Origin of the sequence: Streptomyces sp. NPDC093544, assembly GCF_040683495.1 — a bacterium.
Lineage (GTDB): Bacteria > Actinomycetota > Actinomycetes > Streptomycetales > Streptomycetaceae > Streptomyces.
On the sequence record NZ_JBFBEA010000002.1, the window covers coordinates 430102 to 447932 of the forward strand.

Here is a 17831-nt window from a genome sequence, read left to right on the forward strand (position 1 = left end):
GCCTTGCCACCGGTCCGGCCCTGGTAGAGCAGTGCGTTGACGATCTCCCACATCTCGTATCGGCTCCGATGGCCGCTGACCGAGGGGTGCGCACCCTTCCACGCGATGATCACCGGCTCGACCAACGCACTTCCAATCGCTCAGGTGACGATAAAAGTCCTATGTACTCATATGACGCCCACTCAGGCGCCCTCTGTCTTGGCCTGCGGTGTGCGGCACGCTCTGGCCGAGGATGTCTCCCGGTTGCGGACGGGTGCCGAGCCTCGGGCCATGGCCACCTGGCGCAACCTCGCCCCGGTGGAACTGTGCTGGAAGGCGGGCTTCGCCGAGCTGGCGGCATCCACCAACCACGAGGAGACCGCCCACTACGTGGCCCAGTCCCACCGCCTCGACGGCGTCCGCAAGCCGACCGTCGCGTACTGAGCAAGGGTTACGGCAAGACAGGCATGGACACACAACTCCCCGCCCCCGGGCGCGTCAGTTACCGCACGCTCCTGATCCCCCGCGCCCGACGCCGCCTGGTAGTCACCGGCGCGGTTTCCCGGCTGCCGCTCGCGGGGGCGGGTGTGGCGATTGTCCTCGCGGTGGGCGGCGCCACACATTCTTACGGCATGGCCGGCAGTGCTTCGGCGCTGTACGTGATCGCTGGATCTGTCGCGGCGCCCCTGCACGCTCGCCGAATGGACCACATAGGTCAGCGCCGGGTGCTACTTCTCGCCGGCAGCATTCAAGCGGCAGCTTTCGCCTGCCTTATCCTGTTCTGCCGCACGTCCGGATGGTGGCAGATTCCGGGAATCCTCGCGGCGGCCGCGGTTGCCGGTGCTGCACAGGTCGACATCGGTTCCGCAGTACGGGCCCGATGGGCGTATGCCGCGCCGGACCGTGTCTCACAGCAGACGGCCTTTCTGCTCGAATCCGTGGTCGACGAGCTGATGTTCATTCTCGTGCCCATGGCCATCACCTTGGTTACCACCGCACATAGCTGGGCCGCGCCTGCGGTTGTCCTGCTTGGTCCGGCCGTGGGTTGGCTGCTGCTGGCCGGCCAGACCAGCACGGCACCTCCGTCCCTGGTGAAGAGCGACACCGGACCGTCCAGGCCACGTGCTGTCTCCCTCGCCGGTTCGCGTGCCCTCGTCGCGGCCTTCGTGGGCATCGGTATGTACCTCGGCTCGATTGAGATTCTCCTGGTCGCCCTCGCCGATGCCGACGGCGAGCCACGCTGGGCGGGATACGCGTTGGCAGCCTGGGCCTGCGGTAGTGCGTCAGCCGCCCTGCTCGCCGGGCCGTACCTCGGCCGCCTTGCTCCCGAACGGGTCTTCGTCCCTGCCATGGCCTGGATGACCGGCAGCGGCCTGCTCCTCCCTCTGGTGGGTTCCGGACTGCCCCTGGTGGGCGCCTGCTTCCTGGCCGGCATTGGTGCGGCTCCTTCGCTCAGCTCCCGTTTTTCCCTCCTCGGCCGTCGGACAGGTGGTGCTGCGGAGGGGATGAGCTGGGCCTCTTCGGGCATGGGCGCGGGCACGACGATCGGAGCGTTCAGCGGTGGATGGCTGGCGGACCGGACGAACAGTGGGGCGGCCTTCTGGCTGTGCGTGGGCTTTGGCGGGGTCGCCCTGACGCTCGCATGGCGAGCCATGCCACAGGGTGGCTCCGACACCCCGCAAATCGGGCGGTATATGGGCCCACAGGTGAGATGCGGGAGCGGGCGAGTGGTTTGTCAGGAAGCCGGGCGAAGGGTGGCAGCCACTCGGTACGGTGCGTCGTCTGCATTGCGCCCTGACCAGACGCCGGTGGCAGATGAGTGTCGTGACTGTGCCGACGAAGTGGCCGGCCGTGGGTGAAGACGCCAGCGGCCGGCCGGCCAGTGGACGGTACTCTCGACCGCCCAGCGATGGCGTCTCGGCGGCCCGTTCAGGAACGGACCGTCACCGGGTCGGATTCTCCCGGGGAAAGCCCCGGGATGCCGTCGATGCTGGTGCGGTTGTGCCGGGCACGGTAGGCGCGCGTCGCTTGTACATCCTGCCGGACGGCCCAGCGGTCGAGGGTGCTGCGGTCCTCGGTGTGGGTCATCATCGGTACCCCCCAGCCGCAGGAGTCGGCGATCCGGTCGACATCAACGACGATGACGGAGCGAACGCCGGGATGCGAGCCGAATCGGGCCAGCAACTCCTGGAAGCGGTCGTCGTGAGGGGTGACCACCCGGCCGGTGCCGTACAACCGGACAATGACCGCCCGGCGTTCGAAGCCGCAGAACATCAGGGTGATCCTGCCGTTCTCCCGCACGTGGGCGACCGTCTCGATGCCGCTTCCGTCCAGATCGAGGTAGGCCACCGTGGTGTCGTCGAGGACGGTGAAGGTGTCGGCGTACCCCTTGGGGGACACGTTCACCCGTCCGCCGTCCGCCGGTGCGGTCGCCACGAAGAACACAGGCTGCTTTTCAATGAACTCTCGGGTGCGGCCGTCCAGTCGTTCGTAAACCTTGCCCATATGGAGCCTGTTCTCCGTATCTTCGGCAGACATACCGAGATTCCCCGTAGGTGAAATGCGAATCGACGGGGAATGGAAACAGAATTGCCAAGGCATGCCTCCGAAGCCCCCCGTCGGCAGATTCAGCTTGCCAGTCGGTCCGGCGCATCTGCAAGGGGTTTTTCCGAGAGTTCACATGGCGAGACATCGCCCGGCCGGACGGTCTGTCCAAAGAGTGCGCCCCAAAGCGACGCCTGGGCCACCGAACGACACCGGAGTCGGGTCGAGCGCCGTGGCGCGGACGCCGTGAGGGCCTTTAGGGCTGGTCTAGACAAATAGTCGAGACCGTTGCTAGCTTGCAGGTGGAGCTGATCAACAGCCCTTCTGCTGCCCACCGTTGTGCAGTCAATTCCATCGATCGCCTCTCCGGCCGACGTGAAGCAGCGTCGTCGGGCCCAGCTCGCCGGAACTGTTACGTGCTGCTCAGCTCCGCGTCATCAGCAGCATCGATCGTGCGTAATTGATAGACCTTGCTTTCGCATCGTCGAATTCCTGCCGGATCCGCCGGAAGGACGTTTCGTCGTGCCCGTCAAAGGTGTCCGATGACGATTCCACCATTTCACCTCCTGCGTGCCGAGACGGTCCGTTTCACTGGTCTCCGTTCCGGTTCCGCACCGCTCAGCTGGGGACAGCACGCCATCTGGAAGTCCATCCAGTGGCTCGGAAAGGAGGACCACTACTTCAATATCCCGCGCGCTTTGCCGGTGCCCCCGGGTCACACCTCCGACCAGGTGGTGGAGGTGGTCGCCCACCTGATCCGCAGGCACGAGGCGTTGCGCGCCACCTTCGCCGACGGCCCCCAGGGACCCGTCCAGACCGTGCACAGCGACGGCGAGGTCCGGGTGGAGATCCGGGAAACACCGCAGCTGCTGTCCCATGAGCAGGCATTGGATCAGGCACAGCAACTCGCCGACGTGTCGTTCGCCCACGCGGACGAGTTCGGTATGCGCTACGTGGTTGTGGAGAACGGCGGCATCCCCACCTGGCTGCTGCTCGTGGTCTCTCATCAGAGCACCGACTTCTTCGGTATCCGGGTGCTGGAAAGGGAGTTGGGCGACCTCTTCGCCGGAGACCGGTTGCCCCCGGTCGACTGGTTTCCGCTGGACCAGGCCCGGTTCCAGCAGGAAGGGGACGGGGCCGCGCGCGGCCGGGCCTCCCTTGACTACTGGCGCCGGCAGCTGATCCGGGTGCCGCGCTCCCACTTCGACTTCCCGCAGGGGGCTGACGGAGCGCAGGACGATCCCGAGCGCTTCGTCCGGCTCAGACTGGATTCCCCGGCCGGCGCGGTGGCGGCCGAGGCACTGGCCACCCGCTGCGAGGTAAGCACCAGCACCGTGCTACTCACCGCCGCGGCCGTGGTGATCGCCGCGTACTCCGGACACGACACAGCCGTCCTCCAGTTGATCTCCGGCAACCGCAACGAACCGCGGCTGCGCGACATGCTGGGCGCGCAGACCGAGAACGCGCTCTTCGTGCTCGGTCTGTCCAGCGGAACCTTCGAGGACGCGATCCGCCGCTGCTTCATGCCGAGCATGTCGTCATACCGGTACGGCGAGTACCACCCGCCGTCGATGGACCGCGTGCACGCCGAGGTCCAGCGGGAGCGCGGAGTAGCGCTCGATTTGTCCTCGTTCTTCAACGACGTGCGAATGAAGGACCGTTGGGAGGACCTCCCGGAAACCGACGGATCCGCCGAGCAGCTCCGGGAGCTCGCCGCGCGCAGCACCGTGAGCTTCATCGGCGCCTGGCCCCGGCAGGACGCCAAGTACTTCGTCCACGCCACCTACGCCCCGGACACACTCCATCTCTATCTGATGGCCGACACGGCGTACCTTCCGCGGCCTCTGATCGAACGGCTGCTGCACGCCATGGAGGCGCTCCTGGTGAACAGCGTCCACGGCACCGTCGACGTACGGGAGGCCACTGGCGCCGACCGCGCCGAGCGGCCGTCCACCTGGTCCTTCCTGGACGCCTGCTGGTTCGACCGGGACGCCGTCGCGGCGCTCGTCACGGGGGCGGCCGGCGGCACGGCCACCGTCGAACCGGTCGAGGACGAGGACGGGCGCACCCGTCTGGTGGCCGAGGTGGTGGTTCGGGACGGTGCCGAGGGCGCCCCCGGCACCGAGGCAGCCTCCGGAACGGACGCGGCTCGAGGCACCGAGCAAGCCCTCGCCGCCGTGGCCGGCCCGGTCGATCCCGCCGCTCTGCACGAGGCGGTCGTGGCCGCGTTGGCCGGCCGCACCGACGTGGTCGCGCCGCACCGCTACCGGATCCGTTCCCTCTCCGGCGAGTTGCTGGCCGAGGGCACTGGACGTCCGTAGCCGCACCGTCCGGCCATCGCCCCGGCCCCCGCACTCCGGGCCCCGCACCTCGTACTACTGAGAGGAACCCGCCATGCCCTCGAACATCCTCTGGGACCGTGAGGTGGAAGCCTCCGTCGAGCGCCTCACCCAGGCTGCCGAGAACGAGTACTACAACCCCTACAAGACCTTCGACTGGCCCGAGTCCATCGCCCCGGACGCCAAGTGGCTCAGCACCGAGCTGCTCAGCGTCCACGGCACCGACATGGCGGCAGAGCTGACCGAGGACCAGACACGCGAACTCGGCAAGTGGGAGAGCGTCAACTTCTACAGCCTCAACGTGCACGGCATCCGGGAGCTGATCCTGGAAGTCGTCAACCGGATCCACATGCCCGGCTACGAGGTGCCGACCCGTTTCTTCCACCACTTCGTGGGCGAAGAGAACGAACACATGTGGTTCTTCGCGGAGTTCTGCCTGCGCTACGGCGGACGGATCTTCCCGGACCTCACCATGGCATTCCCGCGCGGGGCGAAGATGTCGCCCGCCTTCGAGAACTTCATCGTCTTCAGCCGGATCCTGATCTTCGAGCAGATCGTCGATCACTTCAACAGCAGGATGGCGGCCGACGACTCGCTCCCGGAGACGATCCGGGCGATCAACCGCATCCACCATCAGGACGAATCGCGGCACATCGCTTTCGGCTGCCAACTGGTGCGTGCCTTCTACGATCGGCTCACGGCGATCGGTGACGAGAAGGAACTGGCGACAGCCGCCGAGTACGTCCAGGGCTACATCAGCCTCACGCTGCAGCAGCTGTACAGCGTGGAGGCGTACCGCTCAGCCGGGATTCCCGATCCACTCGGCTTCAGGGCCCGGGTCATGGCCCAACCGCACCGTGCCCAGGTCCACCAGCAGATCGCCGGCCGGACGTACGCCTTCTACCGCCGCATCGGCGTGCTCGCTTGAGCTCCGTCTTTCCCGACTCTCAGGAGAATCCCGCGCGATGACCGCCACCGCAGTCACCCCTGTTCTACACGACCCGGGTCCCGGACTTGTCGTCCTCGACCCGGCCAGGGCCCGGCTCTTCCTGGAACTCGACGCCCTGTTCACCGGCATCGCGGACCAGCTCTCCGGCCTGCCGGTCGTCGGGCCGCCACTGTTGCCCGCCAAGGCGCTGGCCCGGCTGGACTACTTCCGCAACTTCCCCCACCTGGGCATTCCGACCGCCCGGTTCGACGAGCAGGCGGTCGAGCGACTCGCCGCCGGCACCGATGTGGAGGAGCTGCCCGCAGGCTCCACCCCCGCCTCCGGCTACATGCTGCCCTCCGCCACCTGCTACGGCCTGCTGCTCTCCCTGGAGGGAGCCGAGGTCGGCGCCGGCCTGCGGCTGACTGCCGTCGGTCGCTGCTTCCGCAACGAGACCCACTACGAGGGACTGCGCCGGCTGTGGGGCTTCCACATGCGCGAAGTCCTTTACGTGGGCACGCCGGAGGGCGTCCGCGACCACCTGAACACGGCGAAAACGCTCATTCTGGAACTCGCAGGGGAACTCGATATGGAGCTGGGCTTCGAGCCGGCCAACGACCCGTTCTTCGACAAGGACGGTTCGCGCGCCAAGCTGACCCGGCTCGATCCGGTGAAGTACGAGTTCACGGCGCCGGACGGCACGGCGATCGCGTCGGTCAACCGGCACCGCAACTTCTTCGGCGAACGGCTCGGCCTGACCTCCGACGGAGCCACCGCGCACAGTGCCTGCGCCGCCTTCGGCGTCGAGCGCTGGGTGCACGCGATGCTGCTCGCGCACGGCGACGCCGACCGTGCACTGGATCGCGTGCTGGCTGTCCGGGCCGGCCGCGCCGGCCGATGACCGTCGTCGCGCCGGCCGGCAACCGGCCGACCTGCCTGCCTGGCACCGCCGTCGACTCGGCCGGTGCCCGACTGGCCATCGGCGCCCGCGTCCTCGGCGTGGACTTCCCGCTCGTACAGGCCGGTATGGGCGGGGTGGCCGGGCCCGCGCTGGCCGCGGCCGTCGGAGAGGCCGGTGCGCTCGGTACGGTCGCTTGCTACCGCTCTACGCCGGAGCGGGTGGCCCGGCTCGTCCGTGAGACGGGCCGGCTCACCCGGCGCCGGTTCGCGGTCGGCGTGGTGCCCGAGCTGGCCGGGGCCGGGCTGAAGGACCAGCTGTCCGCCGCGCTCGCGGTGGCCGACCGAGTGCTGGTGGTCAACAGCTTCGGTGTGCTTCCGGCCGAGGCCGCCACAGCCCTCAAGGCCGCGGGGCACCTCCTGCTGGTGCAGGTCGGCTCGGCAGCCGAGGCGGCCACGGCCATCGGGCTCGGCGCGGATGTGCTCGCCCTCCAGGGCACGGCCGCCGGCGGACGCCACCTCGGCCGGCTGAGCACCCGTCGGCTCCTCGCCGAGGTCCGGATACTCGGTCCGGGCGTACCGCTGCTGGTGGCCGGCGGACTGACGGACGGCGGGTGGCTGCACGCCGCCGCGTCCGCCGGGGCGCACGGCGCCGTGGCGGGAACACTGTTCGTGGCGACCGACGAGTCCGAGGCACACCCCGACTACCGGTGCGCCCTGCTCGCCGCCACCGCCGCCGACACCGTCGTCACCGACCGGTTCGCGCTCGGCTGGCCAGGCCGCCCGCACCGGGTGCTCGCGGGCCCCGTCACCGACGGGCCAGAGGCCCCGCCCCGGGCGGTGGTCGGCTGGCTCACCGAGGACGGCGTACGCCACCCGGTGTTCCGCGGCTCGGCCACTGTGCCGAGCGTGAGGGTCACCGGCGCGATCAACCAACTCGCCCACTACGCGGGCACCGGCTGCGGCGCGGTCCGCACCGTGCGGGACGCGTCCGCCGTGGTCCACCGCCTGCGGGCGGAGGCCGCGGCAGCCACCTGCTGATCTCCCCTCATCCCGTCACCGGAAGGAACCGCCGTGCAGCGCATCATCGACTGGATCCGCGAGAAGAACCCCGAGCTGGACCAGGAGCTCCGCCCTGAGACGGACCTCATCGAGGCTCGTCTGATCAGCTCGCTCGACTTCCTCGAGTTCATCTACCTGCTGGAGCAGGTGTCTGGCCGTGCCGTCGACCTGGACCAGGTGACCGCGGACGACTTCCGCACCCTGGACCGCATCCGCAGCGGCTTCCTGACCGTGCCCGCGGGAGAGCCGAGACCAGCGGAGGCCGCGAGCTGACGCCTGCCGCGCCGCGGTCCGCGCCCTTCAGGAAACGACGCGCCGAACCACGATTGCCTACCGCCCGTCAGGCCGAACCTGGCTCCCAGAGAAGAGACCCCGAGTTGACCACACCCCCGTCGAGCGGCTTTCTCGGCCGTCGGGCCCACCGCTGGCTGCCGGTACTCCGGCTGCTGCCCAGGGCCGGGCTGCCGACCGTGCTTCTCGCCTCTTTCTTCAACGCCGCGCTCGGCCTGCTCCCACTGGGCTTCATCTACGGCATGAGTCTGGCCCTGGAGCGAGTGCCGGAGGCACTGCGGGCCGGCGGTTCCGGCGATGCCTGGAATCACGTAGCCGCTGCCTTCGGCCTGGCTCTCGGCGCTTTCGTGCTCCAGCAGGTACTGGCGCCGTTTCAGAAGGTGCTCGGTGAGGCGATCGCCCGCCGGGTGGACGGCTACTGCGTCCGCCGGCTCATGTCGCGCGCGGTGACCCGGGCGCCGTTGGCGGCGCTGGAGGAGCAACAGGTGCTCAACCTGCTCAGCGACACCCGTACCGCCTTCGACCGGGTCACCTCCACCCCCGGCGACGCGGTGGCCGGCACCGTCTCGCTGATCGCCCGCTACGCCCAACTGGCGGGCGCCGTAGCCCTGGTGGCCGTGGTTCTGGGGCCGTGGGCCGCCCTGGCAGCAGGGATCACCGCACTGGTCATCCGGTTCGGACAGCGCGGCTCGCTCGGCCGGTTCGCCGGACTGTGGAAGGGCCTCGCGGACACCCGGCGCGAGCTGGCCTATCTGCGCGGTGCCGCCTCCGGTGCGGCTCTGGCCAAGGAGATCCGCGTCCTGGGCCTCATCGGCTGGTTCACCGGACGGCACGCCGCCGAGAGCCGGGCCTATCTGACCCACCTATGGGAGGGCCGCCGGCGGATCCTGTTCTGGCCGTTCGTCGGCTTCACCCTGGCCGGGCTGGTCGGCGGCGCCGTCGTATTCCTGATGCTGGCCGACAGCGCCGGGCACGGGCGGTTGAGCCTGCTCGAACTCGCAGTGGCGATCCAGGCGGTCCTGGTCCCGATGCGCTTCGGGGTCTACTTCCCGGAGAGCGACACCCAGACCCAGTTCGGCGTCCAGGCGTACCACTCGATGCTGGAATTCGAGGAGGCGACCGCCGGTCCCGCCCACACCTCCGGCGAGCTACAGGACCTTACGCTGGGCGACTCGGTTCGCTTCGAGCGGGTCGAGTTCCACTACGGCGAGTCCGGCCCGCCGGTACTGCGGGGCCTCGACCTGGAGCTTCCGGCCGGTACCTCCACCGCGATCATCGGCCTCAACGGTGCCGGCAAGACCACGCTGGTCAAGCTACTCACCGGCCTTTACGCCCCGGTCGGTGGCCGTATCACCGTCGACGGCACCGATCTGGCCTACGGCAACCCCCGCGGCTGGCAGCGCCGGATGGCCGCGATCTTCCAGGACTACATCCGTTACGAGCTGACAGCCCGCGACAACATCATGCTCGGCGCCCCCGGACGGCTCGACGACGAGCACGCCCGGGCCGCCGTGGAGCTGGCCGTCGACCGAGCGGGCGCCCGCGATGTGGTCGACGGGCTGCCGCACGGACTGGACACGGTGCTCAGTGCCCAGTACGACGGAGGCCAGGACCTCTCCGGCGGCCAGTGGCAGCGGATCGCGCTGGCCCGTGCCCTGTACGCGGTCGAGGCGGGCGCACGCCTGCTGATCCTCGACGAGCCCACCGCCCAGTTGGACGTAAGGGCCGAGGTCGATTTCTTCGACCGGTTCCTGACCACCACCGCCGGGCTGACCAGTGTGATCATCTCGCACCGCTTCTCCACCGTCCGCCGGGCCGACCGGATCGTCGTGCTGGAGGACGGCCGGGTGGCCGAACAGGGCAGTCACGACGACCTGATAGCGGCGGACGGACGGTACGCCGAGCTGTTCCGCCTTCAGGCCCGGAGGTTCGAGGAGCGCTCCGAGGACGAGACCCTTGTGGAGGTGCCCCGATGAGAGCACTCAGCCGTACCACTGCCCTGCTCCTCGGCATGGCCCTGCGCGGCAGCCGGGGCCGGCTCTTCGGCGCGATGGCCCTGCTGCTGGTCGGCTACCTGGCCACCCCCGCCATCGCACTCGCTCTGCGCGGCTTCACCGACGCCGCACTCGATCACCGGTCCGACACGGCCGCCCGGCTGGCCCTGCTCGCGATCGGCCTGCTGCTCGTCGAGCTGATGCTCGGCCACTTCGCCCACCTGCTCTACTTCGAACTGGGCGAACTGGAGGAGTCCGCGCTCCAGGAGGAGCTGCTGACGCTCTCCAACGGCACCCAGGGGCTGGAGAACTTCGACAGCCCCGAGTTCGCCGACACCCTGGTGCTTGTCCGCGAAGACCTGCCGCGCACGAGGGCCGCCCTGGAGGCTCTCCTCCAGCTCGGCGGCCTCGCGCTGCAGACCCTGGTCACCACCGTCATTCTGGCCACCCTCGACCCGTGGGTGGTGCTGCTGCCCCTTGCCGCCGTCGTGCCCGTACTGCTGGGCCGCCGGGCGCAGGACAGCGTGGAGCGGGCCAAGGAGAATGTCGCCCCCCGGATCCGGCTCACCCGGCACTTGCTCACCCTCGGAACCACCGCCACGGCGGTCAAGGAACTGCGGCTGTGCGGCACCGAGGAGGATCTGCTCGCCCGGCACCGCGACGGCTGGCGGTCCACCACCGCGGAACTCCAGCGCGGCCACCTGCGGGGTGCGCTGCTGCGTGCTGCCGGGCAGTTGGTGTTCGCCTTCGCCTACGGCGGGGCGATCCTGCTGGTGCTGCGCCAGGCCGTGACTGGCCGTGCCGGTGTCGGCGACGTGGTACTCGTGATCACCCTCGCTGTTCAGGTGAGCGTCCAGGTGGCCAGCGCGCTGGGCCTGCTGACCGTGCTTCAGGGAGCAGGGAGGATGGCCGAGCGTATGGCTGATCTGCGCAGCTGGTCCGCCGCCATGGTCCGGCCCGGTGGAACCCGCGCCGTGGGGGACCGGCTGGAGCGCGGAATCCGTTTCGAGGGCGTGGGTTTCAGCTACCCCGGAAGTGGCCGCAAGATACTGGACGGCGTCGACCTGTTGATCCCCGCCGGGACCACCGCCGCGCTGGTCGGCGAGAACGGCGCAGGCAAGAGCACCCTGGTCAAACTGCTCTGCGGGCTCTACCAGCCGACCGAGGGCCGGATCCTGGTCGACGGAGTCGACCTGCGCGAGCTCTCCGCCGAGCAGTGGTCCGCCCGGGTCGCCCCGCTGTTCCAGGACTTCGCTCGGCTGGAGCTGCTGCTGCGAGAGAACGTGGGTGTCGGGGCGCTGGATTCGCTCCATGACGACGACGTCCTCGGCGCCGCCCTGGAGCGGGCCCGCGCCGAGCGGGTCGTCCAGCGGGTTCCCGACGGCCTCGACGGGCTCCTGGGCCGTGGTTACGGCGACGGGGCCGAACTCTCCGGCGGCCAGTGGCAGACCCTGGGCCTGGCCCGCTGCCTGGTCCGGCCGGCTCCGCTGTTGATGCTGCTGGACGAGCCGGCCGCGGCGTTGGACGCCGCCGCCGAGGCCGCTCTCTTCGAGCGCTTCGGCGACTCCGCCGGTCAGGCGGCCCGTGAACGAGGCGCGGTCACGCTGTTCGTCTCCCACCGCTTCTCCACTGTCCGGATGGCCGACCTGATCGTCGTGCTTGAGAACGGGCGGGTGCTGGAAACGGGCAGCCACACCGAGCTCATGGCCAACCGGCGTACCTACTGCGAGCTCTTCGAGCTCCAGGCCCGCGCGTATCGCTGATCTCCCCTTACTTCCCTGCCGATCAGAGAGGCCCCCGCCGTGCTCCGTGACCAGTTCTACGAGAAGTTCATCGCCCTGCTCCAGGAGGTCAAGCCCTTCGAGGGCCCCGACCCGCAGCCCACCAGCCGCCTCTGGGAAGAGGGCTACGTCGACTCGCTGACGTTGCTTGACATCGTCACCTTTCTGGAGGACCTGGTCGGGCGCGAAGTCGACCTGACCGGCGACGCGATCACGAACTTCTACACCATGAAGGCCATGTACGACGGCTATTTGCTCACCGAACCGGCCGTTGGCTGACCGGTCCCGTCACCCTGTCGCCCCGTTCCGGGGACGCCCGCGCGCTCGCCCGGGCCGTCCCCGGAACGAGCACATACCACGCGAGGAGAAACTCATGGACGCGGATGTCCTGGTGGTCGGAGCCGGCATCGCCGGACTGACCACCGCTGCCCGACTGCTCCGCCTGGGTGTGCGCGTGACCGTGATCGAGCGGGCCGCCGAGATCCAGGCGGCCGGGGCGGGCATCATGCTCCACCCCAACGCGCTGGCCCACCTGGACCACCTCGGTCCGGAGCTGCACGCCACCGGCACCGAGATAGCCCGTCAGGTCACCACGGACCCGGACGGGTCCGCCACCAGCCTGGACTGGGCGGCGGTCTGGGGCGAGGGCCGGCTCCCGCTGGCCGTCCAGCGGCTGAGGCTGGCCGAACTGATGGTCCACCACCTCCCCGAGGGAACCGTCCGCTGGTCCACCGAGCCGGTCGCGCTGCATCAGCACGGCGACCACGTGGAGGTCGACTTCGCCGACGGCCGCAGCGGCCGGTACGGACTGGTCATCGGCGCCGACGGGGTCAACTCCTGGGTGCGTCGCCAGTACGTCGACCCGGACGCCGAACCCGCGTACCTCGGGCACGTCTACTGGCGCACCACCGTGCCGTCCACCGCCCCGTTCGACTTCACCGACTGGCGGATCTGGCGGGCGGGAGGCAACTTTTTCGGCGGTATGCCGATCGGTGGCGCACGGCACCACATCTTCCTGCAGGCCGCGCTGGACCGCCCGGTCAAGGTCGCTCCCGAGGACGCGTACCCCCGACTCATGGCACTGGCGGCCGAGATGGGCCCACAGGTCGCGTCCCTGGCCGGACAGCTGGACCCGGCGGACAGCTACGCCGTCCGCCCCGCTCTCGGCCTCGGCGTCCGGCGCTGGGTGAACGGCCGGATCGCCCTGCTCGGCGACGCCGCGCACTCCTTCTCCCCGGCCACCACCCAAGGCGGCGCGATGGCGATCGAGGACAGCGCCGTCCTCGCCGAGGAGATAACCCGCTCCGGTGTCGCCCCGCGAGCACTCGCCGACTACGAGGCCCGCCGCACACCCCGTATCCGCGACTTCACGCGCCTGGCCCGGCTGCACGGTGTCCTGTCCTCCACCGTCCAGCACGGCCTTGCGCTCGGTCCCGACCCTGCCTCGGGCCCCGCGCACGCGCCCCGCACCGCCCCCAGCCCCACCGCTTGGTTCCGCCGCCTCTACCGCCCGTTGCTGGAAGCGGCCTGACCCGTTTCCGCCCGGCCGTTTCACCGGCCACCACGGCACACCCGCCCAACCCGAACCGTCCAGAGGAGAGCCCGATGACCGGCGCGACCGGCCAGCCCGCAAGCGTCCTCGTAGGAGCGGTACGCCCGCTCGACGCGCACAGCATCGTCGATCTGATCCACCGCCAGTCCACCCTCCGCCCCGACGCACCGGCCCTGCTCCACGGCGCTCGCCGCTGGACCTTCGCCGAGCTCCGGCGCTGGAGCACCGGCATCGCCGCCACCCTCGCCGACGCCGGGGTCGGCCCTGGCGACCGGGTGCTGCTTTGGGCCGACCGCACCCCCGCCACCGTCGCCGCCGCGCTCGCGTTGATGACCCTCCGCGCCGCCTATGTCCCGGTCGACCCCGCCTTCCCTGCCCAGCGCGTGCAGGCGGTGGTCGACGGCTCTGCCCCGGTCCTGCTGCTGCACGACTCGGAGGCGGCCACCATCGCACCGCCCGCCGTCGACGTCCCCGTCCTCGACCTCGCCGAACTCTCCGAACCCGCCGTCGCGCCGAGCCGGGCGCGGACCGCTCCCGACGCCCGCGATCTGCCCCACCCGGACGACCCCGCGTACGTCATCTTCACGTCCGGCTCCACCGGCGCGCCCAAGGGCGTGGTAATCGAGCACGGCTCGCTGGCGAACTACGTCCAATGGTGTGCCCACACCACCGGCCTGGCGGTGGGCGGCGGCAGCCCGCTCTTCGGCAGCCTGGGTTTCGACCACGCCATCACCTCGCTCTGGCCCGCGCTCGCGCACGGCAGTCCGGTCACCATCTTCGCCGGGGTCTGGGACCAGCAGGCGTTGTTCGACGACCGGCCCACGCCGTTCGAGCTGCTGAAGGTCACCCCCTCCCACCTCCGCTTCTTCGAACGCACCAGCCGCCCCGACTATCGCCGCACCACCCGGCTGCTGATGTTCGGCGGCGAGGCCCTGGACCCGGCGCTGATCGCCGGCTTGGGTGAACGCCTCGACGGAGTCCGGCTGATGAACCACTACGGCCCGACCGAAGCCACCATCGGCTGCTGCTACAACGAGTTCGACCCCGTCGCCGTACAGGGCCTGCCCAGCGTGCCGATCGGCCGCCCCATCTGGAACACCCGGGCCTATCTGGTCGACGACCAGCTGCGCCCGGCCCGCCCCGGAGAGGCCGCGGAACTCGTCATCGCCGGAGCCGGCGTGGCCGCCGGCTACCTCGGCCGAGCCGAGGCCGCGGGTGTCTTCGTCGACGAGGCCGACCTGGGCGGACCGGCCGGCCGCGCCTATCGCACCGGCGACCGCGTCGAACTCTTCCCCGACGGCACCCTCCTCTACCTCGGCCGCGACGACAGTCAGTTCAAGATCAGCGGCTACCGGATCGAACTGGGCGAACTGCGCCGCCACACCCTCTCCGTTCCAGGCGTCCTCGATGTCGCGTTCGGTGTCCTGCCTGGCGCGGTCGAAAGCATGGAGGCGCTGCTCGTCCTCACACCCGAACCGGACGCCTCCGCCGACCGGGAGGCTGACAGGGAGGCCTCCACCGCCCGCGCCGTCCGCGCCGCACTGACGAAGGCGCTCCCCGCCGCGCTGGTGCCCCGTCGGATCAAGGCGGTGCCCGAACTGCTCCTCAACGCCAACGGCAAGTGCGACCTGGCCGCGACTCGGGCCGCGGCCCTGACCACGGCCGACTGACCCCCGTACAGATCTCAGGGAAAGACCGATGACTTTGCAGGCCACTGAGCTCCATCTCTACGCCATCGCTGTGGAACTCGGCGCACCCGTCCCCTTGTCCGAGCTCACCGCGGACCCCGAACTCGTCGCCCACGCCGACGCCCTGACCGAGGGCGGCATGGCATACGCCCGCGTCTCCGACGGCTCCGTCACCGGACTGGCCGCGGCGGCCGCACGGGCCGCCCTCGCCTCCGGCGGCCACCCCCCGGTCGGCTCCGTCGTCTACACCACCGACTCCCTTTACGAGACGACCGCGACCAAGGACCTCTGGCGCCTGCTCACCGACGCCGGACTCCCGCGGACTCCCGGCGCGGTAGTGGGCGGCAGCGCCTCCGCCAACCTGGCACCGGCTCTGCGCACCGCCCATGGCCTGCTGGCCACGGAAGGGCTGGAGACCGTCCTGCTGGTCACCGCCGACCGGATCACCGACGGCACCCGTTACCAGCCGGTCGGCGTCACCGTGCTCAGCGACGGCGCGGCCGCGTGCCTGATCGGTTCCGTCCCGCACGGACCGGGCTACCGGCTCCTCGCCTCCGCGACAGTGGTGGAAGCGGACGCGGCTGAGGTCAGCAACTCGATCAAGGCGGCAGCCCTGGTCAAGTCCGGCGTCACCAGGGCCCGAGCGGAGCTCGACCGGCGGCTCGCGGACCCCGAGCGCCCGTTCCGCCACCTGGTGACCGGTAACTACAGCCGCGCCACACGCACCTTCCTCTCCCGGTTGTGCGGGACGGCCCCGGCCGACCCATACACCCCTGATGTGGCGGAAGTCGGCCACTCCTTCTCGGCGGACCTGCTGCGCGGCCTCGCCGACCTCATGGAGCAGAAGCTCGTCGAACCGGGCGACCGCGTGCTCGTGCTCGCGACGAGCCCACGCTCGTGGTCGATGCTCGCCGTCGAGTACGTCGACGGGTGAGCCGTACGACGGCAGTGCTGCTCCGTTACGTCGACCTCGACCTCTGCGGGGACGGCCCGGCCCAGAGGGCGCTGCTCGGCCCGGCGGAACGGGACCGGCACGGCCGTATCGCCGTGCCGCGTGCGGCGGCGCGGTTCGTTGCGGCGCAGGCGGCGCTGCGGCTGACCACCGCACGATACTGCGGTGTGCCCGTGGGTGAACTGCGCTGGACTCGCTCTTCCCACGGCAAGTTGCGGCTCACGGCCCCGGACCCTTCGGTGCAGGTCAGCCTGAGCCACGCGGGGGACCGCGCGGCCATCGCGATCACCCGCGGCAGGGAGGTGGGTGTGGACCTGGAGGAGATTCGCCCGAGCCCGCCACCGCTCCCGCTCGGGACGCGGTGCCTGACGATCGGACCGGGCGGTTTCTTCGCTGCGTGGACCCGTATGGAAGCGTGCGTCAAAGCGTCCGGCGGACGACTGACCGACGGCCTGTCACTGCTGTCGGCCGGTCCCGGGCCGGTGCGTGCGAACGACGGCGTTCTGGCCGGCGTCCGGTGGTTCGTGCGGCAGCCGCCGGGGCCGCCGGGGCACGCCGCCGCCGTGGCGGCGGTCGGCGACGGTCCGTTCGATCTCGACGTCGGCTGGTTCCGTCCGCCGGACCAGTGGAGTGCGCCGGGGCCTCAGCCCGTGTCCGCCGCGAGGAACCCGGCGACCACCTCGACGAACCGCGCGGGCTCTTCGACCCATGGCCGGTGCCCCGACCGTTCCAGCACGTGCAGTCGGGCGCCCTCATAACAGGCGGCCACCGCATGGGCCGGCGCCGTCCCGATCATGCCGTCCGAGGCTCCGGCCACCACGAGGACCGGGCTCCGTACCGCCGAGAGCCGCGCAAGGCGGTCGGCCAGGGTATCCGGGGTGGCGGAACTCGCGTAGAACGCGTCACGCAGCCAGGGGTGCGGCGTCGCGTGCTCGGGGCGGTGCTCAGCCCACCGCGATTCGTCCCAGTGGTGCCAGAAGAACGGCGTGATCCGCCGTTGCAGTGCTCTGAGTTCGTTTCCCGTGTACCCGCCCGAGGCGATGAGCCGGTCCGCCTCGGCAGCGTCCCTGTACCACTCTTGGTCCGCCCGCCCGGAGCGCAGTGAGGCGAGTTCCACGGCGTCAGGTTCACGCCCGACCCGTCCGACCGGCGCGACCAGCACTGAACGCCGTACCCGCTCCGGATGAGCGGCCGCGTACTCCTGGGCGATCAGACAACCCGCCGAGTGGGCGAGCACATCGATCCGTTCGAGCCCGAGCTGCTCGCGGACCGCCTCGACGTCCCGCGCCTGCGCGGTGAACGACACCGTGTTCCGATCCTCGGGAACTGCCGACCGTCCCGCCGCGCGCTGGTCCACCAGGACCAGCCGCCGATGGTTCACCAAACCGCCGAGATCCGCCAGATAACGTGCGTCCATACCGGGACCGCCCGGAAGAACCACCAACGGTTCCCCATCGCCCCGGAGTTCGTACCAGATCGCACCGTTGTCATAAGAGATCAGCTCAGGCATGACGACACTCTCACACAGCGTGCGCGCCTGTCACCAGTGGTCCAGTCCATTGACTCCGGTCGCCCCAAGGCGGAGCCGCACGGCGGTATCCGCGACACCAAGCGGGTCGTGATCGCGATGCAGGAGAATCGAGGCTTCGACCACTGCCACGGCTCACTGCGCGGCGTCCGCGGCTTCGCCGATCGCGCCACGAGCACCCTGCCCGATGGCCTGGATCCGGTCCGTCGAGGCACGGATGACGTCCTCGCTGTGGGTGCGGGTTGGCGGCGTTGTTTCGGTACGGGTCCCTGCGGGCGGACCGCGCGAGCGCTCGC

16 protein-coding genes and 1 pseudogene are annotated in these 17831 nt (G+C 70.2%); 14 read left to right on the forward strand and 3 right to left on the reverse strand.

The window, feature by feature from the left end; translation table 11 throughout:
* Positions 1-8: 8 nt before the first annotated feature.
* Positions 9-137: pseudogene (locus tag AB0N66_RS04270) on the reverse strand (IS5/IS1182 family transposase); the annotation flags it as partial.
* Positions 138-270: 133 nt separating this feature from the next.
* On the opposite strand from AB0N66_RS04270, the gene AB0N66_RS04275 reads away from it, so the two are divergent.
* Together AB0N66_RS04275 and AB0N66_RS04280 are read left to right on the forward strand one after the other, a co-directional pair.
* Entirely contained in the window at positions 271-423 is a 153-nt protein-coding gene (locus AB0N66_RS04275) for a hypothetical protein (protein ID WP_365428390.1), read from the forward strand.
* A gap of 143 nt (positions 424-566) precedes the next feature.
* The gene (locus AB0N66_RS04280; protein WP_365428393.1) at positions 567-1838 is read left to right on the forward strand and encodes a hypothetical protein; all 1272 of its coding nucleotides are present in this window, start codon (positions 567-569) and stop codon (positions 1836-1838) included.
* Between the two features lie 70 nt (positions 1839-1908).
* On the opposite strand, the gene AB0N66_RS04285 is transcribed toward AB0N66_RS04280, so the two are convergent.
* The gene (locus AB0N66_RS04285) at positions 1909-2517 is read right to left on the reverse strand and encodes a pyridoxamine 5'-phosphate oxidase family protein (RefSeq protein WP_365428396.1); all 609 of its coding nucleotides are present in this window, start codon (positions 2515-2517) and stop codon (positions 1909-1911) included.
* Between the two features lie 548 nt (positions 2518-3065).
* Between AB0N66_RS04285 and AB0N66_RS04290 the strand changes: the two genes are divergently transcribed.
* The 11 genes from AB0N66_RS04290 to AB0N66_RS04340 all read left to right on the forward strand — a co-directional run bounded on the left by AB0N66_RS04290 (position 3066) and on the right by AB0N66_RS04340 (position 15989).
* A complete protein-coding gene (locus AB0N66_RS04290; protein ID WP_365428399.1) occupies positions 3066-4844 on the forward strand; it encodes a condensation domain-containing protein in 1779 nt (592 codons plus the stop codon).
* A 73-nt stretch (positions 4845-4917) separates the two neighbouring features.
* Entirely contained in the window at positions 4918-5790 is an 873-nt protein-coding gene (locus AB0N66_RS04295) for a diiron oxygenase (RefSeq protein WP_365428402.1), read from the forward strand.
* A 37-nt stretch (positions 5791-5827) separates the two neighbouring features.
* Positions 5828-6691: a hypothetical protein gene (locus AB0N66_RS04300; RefSeq protein ID WP_365428405.1), complete on the forward strand. Its 864-nt coding sequence runs from the start codon at positions 5828-5830 to the stop codon at positions 6689-6691.
* Complete coding sequence (locus tag AB0N66_RS04305; protein ID WP_365428408.1) at positions 6688-7728, forward strand: nitronate monooxygenase; 1041 nt, start codon at positions 6688-6690, stop codon at positions 7726-7728. Before AB0N66_RS04300 ends, AB0N66_RS04305 begins: the two co-directional genes overlap by 4 nt.
* Before the next feature lie 33 nt (positions 7729-7761).
* Positions 7762-8022: an acyl carrier protein gene (locus AB0N66_RS04310; protein ID WP_365428410.1), complete on the forward strand. Its 261-nt coding sequence runs from the start codon at positions 7762-7764 to the stop codon at positions 8020-8022.
* A gap of 104 nt (positions 8023-8126) precedes the next feature.
* Positions 8127-10016: an ABC transporter ATP-binding protein gene (locus AB0N66_RS04315; RefSeq protein WP_365428413.1), complete on the forward strand. Its 1890-nt coding sequence runs from the start codon at positions 8127-8129 to the stop codon at positions 10014-10016.
* Entirely contained in the window at positions 10013-11797 is a 1785-nt protein-coding gene (locus AB0N66_RS04320; RefSeq protein WP_365428416.1) for an ABC transporter ATP-binding protein, read from the forward strand. Before AB0N66_RS04315 ends, AB0N66_RS04320 begins: the two co-directional genes overlap by 4 nt.
* 39 nt (positions 11798-11836) lie before the next feature.
* Positions 11837-12094, forward strand: coding sequence for an acyl carrier protein (locus tag AB0N66_RS04325; protein WP_365428419.1), 258 nt, complete (start codon positions 11837-11839; stop codon positions 12092-12094).
* Between the two features lie 94 nt (positions 12095-12188).
* Positions 12189-13346 (forward strand): FAD-dependent oxidoreductase, encoded by a 1158-nt coding sequence (locus tag AB0N66_RS04330; protein ID WP_365428421.1) that lies wholly within the window; start codon positions 12189-12191, stop codon positions 13344-13346.
* 74 nt (positions 13347-13420) lie between these two features.
* Positions 13421-15037, forward strand: coding sequence for an amino acid adenylation domain-containing protein (locus AB0N66_RS04335; protein ID WP_365428424.1), 1617 nt, complete (start codon positions 13421-13423; stop codon positions 15035-15037).
* Positions 15038-15065: 28 nt separating this feature from the next.
* On the forward strand, positions 15066-15989 hold the full coding sequence (locus AB0N66_RS04340) for a hypothetical protein (protein ID WP_365428427.1): 924 nt from the start codon (positions 15066-15068) through the stop codon (positions 15987-15989).
* 661 nt (positions 15990-16650) lie between these two features.
* Here the strand turns inward: AB0N66_RS04340 and AB0N66_RS04345 are convergent.
* A complete protein-coding gene (locus AB0N66_RS04345; RefSeq protein ID WP_365428429.1) occupies positions 16651-17517 on the reverse strand; it encodes an alpha/beta hydrolase in 867 nt (288 codons plus the stop codon).
* A gap of 108 nt (positions 17518-17625) precedes the next feature.
* Between AB0N66_RS04345 and AB0N66_RS04350 the strand changes: the two genes are divergently transcribed.
* The coding region (locus AB0N66_RS04350; RefSeq protein ID WP_365428496.1) for a hypothetical protein at positions 17626-17831 on the forward strand (206 nt) is incomplete at its 3' end.

Coding starts and splice junctions, on each gene's coding strand:
- AB0N66_RS04330 (WP_365428421.1), top strand. CDS start 12,189: ATGGACGCGGATGTCCTGGTGGTCGGAGCCGGCATCGCCGGACTGACC.
- AB0N66_RS04295 (WP_365428402.1), top strand. CDS start 4,918: ATGCCCTCGAACATCCTCTGGGACCGTGAGGTGGAAGCCTCCGTCGAG.
- AB0N66_RS04285 (WP_365428396.1), bottom strand. CDS start 2,517: ATGTCTGCCGAAGATACGGAGAACAGGCTCCATATGGGCAAGGTTTAC.
- AB0N66_RS04305 (WP_365428408.1), top strand. CDS start 6,688: ATGACCGTCGTCGCGCCGGCCGGCAACCGGCCGACCTGCCTGCCTGGC.
- AB0N66_RS04275 (WP_365428390.1), top strand. CDS start 271: ATGGCCACCTGGCGCAACCTCGCCCCGGTGGAACTGTGCTGGAAGGCG.
- AB0N66_RS04320 (WP_365428416.1), top strand. CDS start 10,013: ATGAGAGCACTCAGCCGTACCACTGCCCTGCTCCTCGGCATGGCCCTG.
- AB0N66_RS04340 (WP_365428427.1), top strand. CDS start 15,066: ATGACTTTGCAGGCCACTGAGCTCCATCTCTACGCCATCGCTGTGGAA.
- AB0N66_RS04345 (WP_365428429.1), bottom strand. CDS start 17,517: ATGCCTGAGCTGATCTCTTATGACAACGGTGCGATCTGGTACGAACTC.
- AB0N66_RS04290 (WP_365428399.1), top strand. CDS start 3,066: ATGACGATTCCACCATTTCACCTCCTGCGTGCCGAGACGGTCCGTTTC.
- AB0N66_RS04335 (WP_365428424.1), top strand. CDS start 13,421: ATGACCGGCGCGACCGGCCAGCCCGCAAGCGTCCTCGTAGGAGCGGTA.
- AB0N66_RS04300 (WP_365428405.1), top strand. CDS start 5,828: ATGACCGCCACCGCAGTCACCCCTGTTCTACACGACCCGGGTCCCGGA.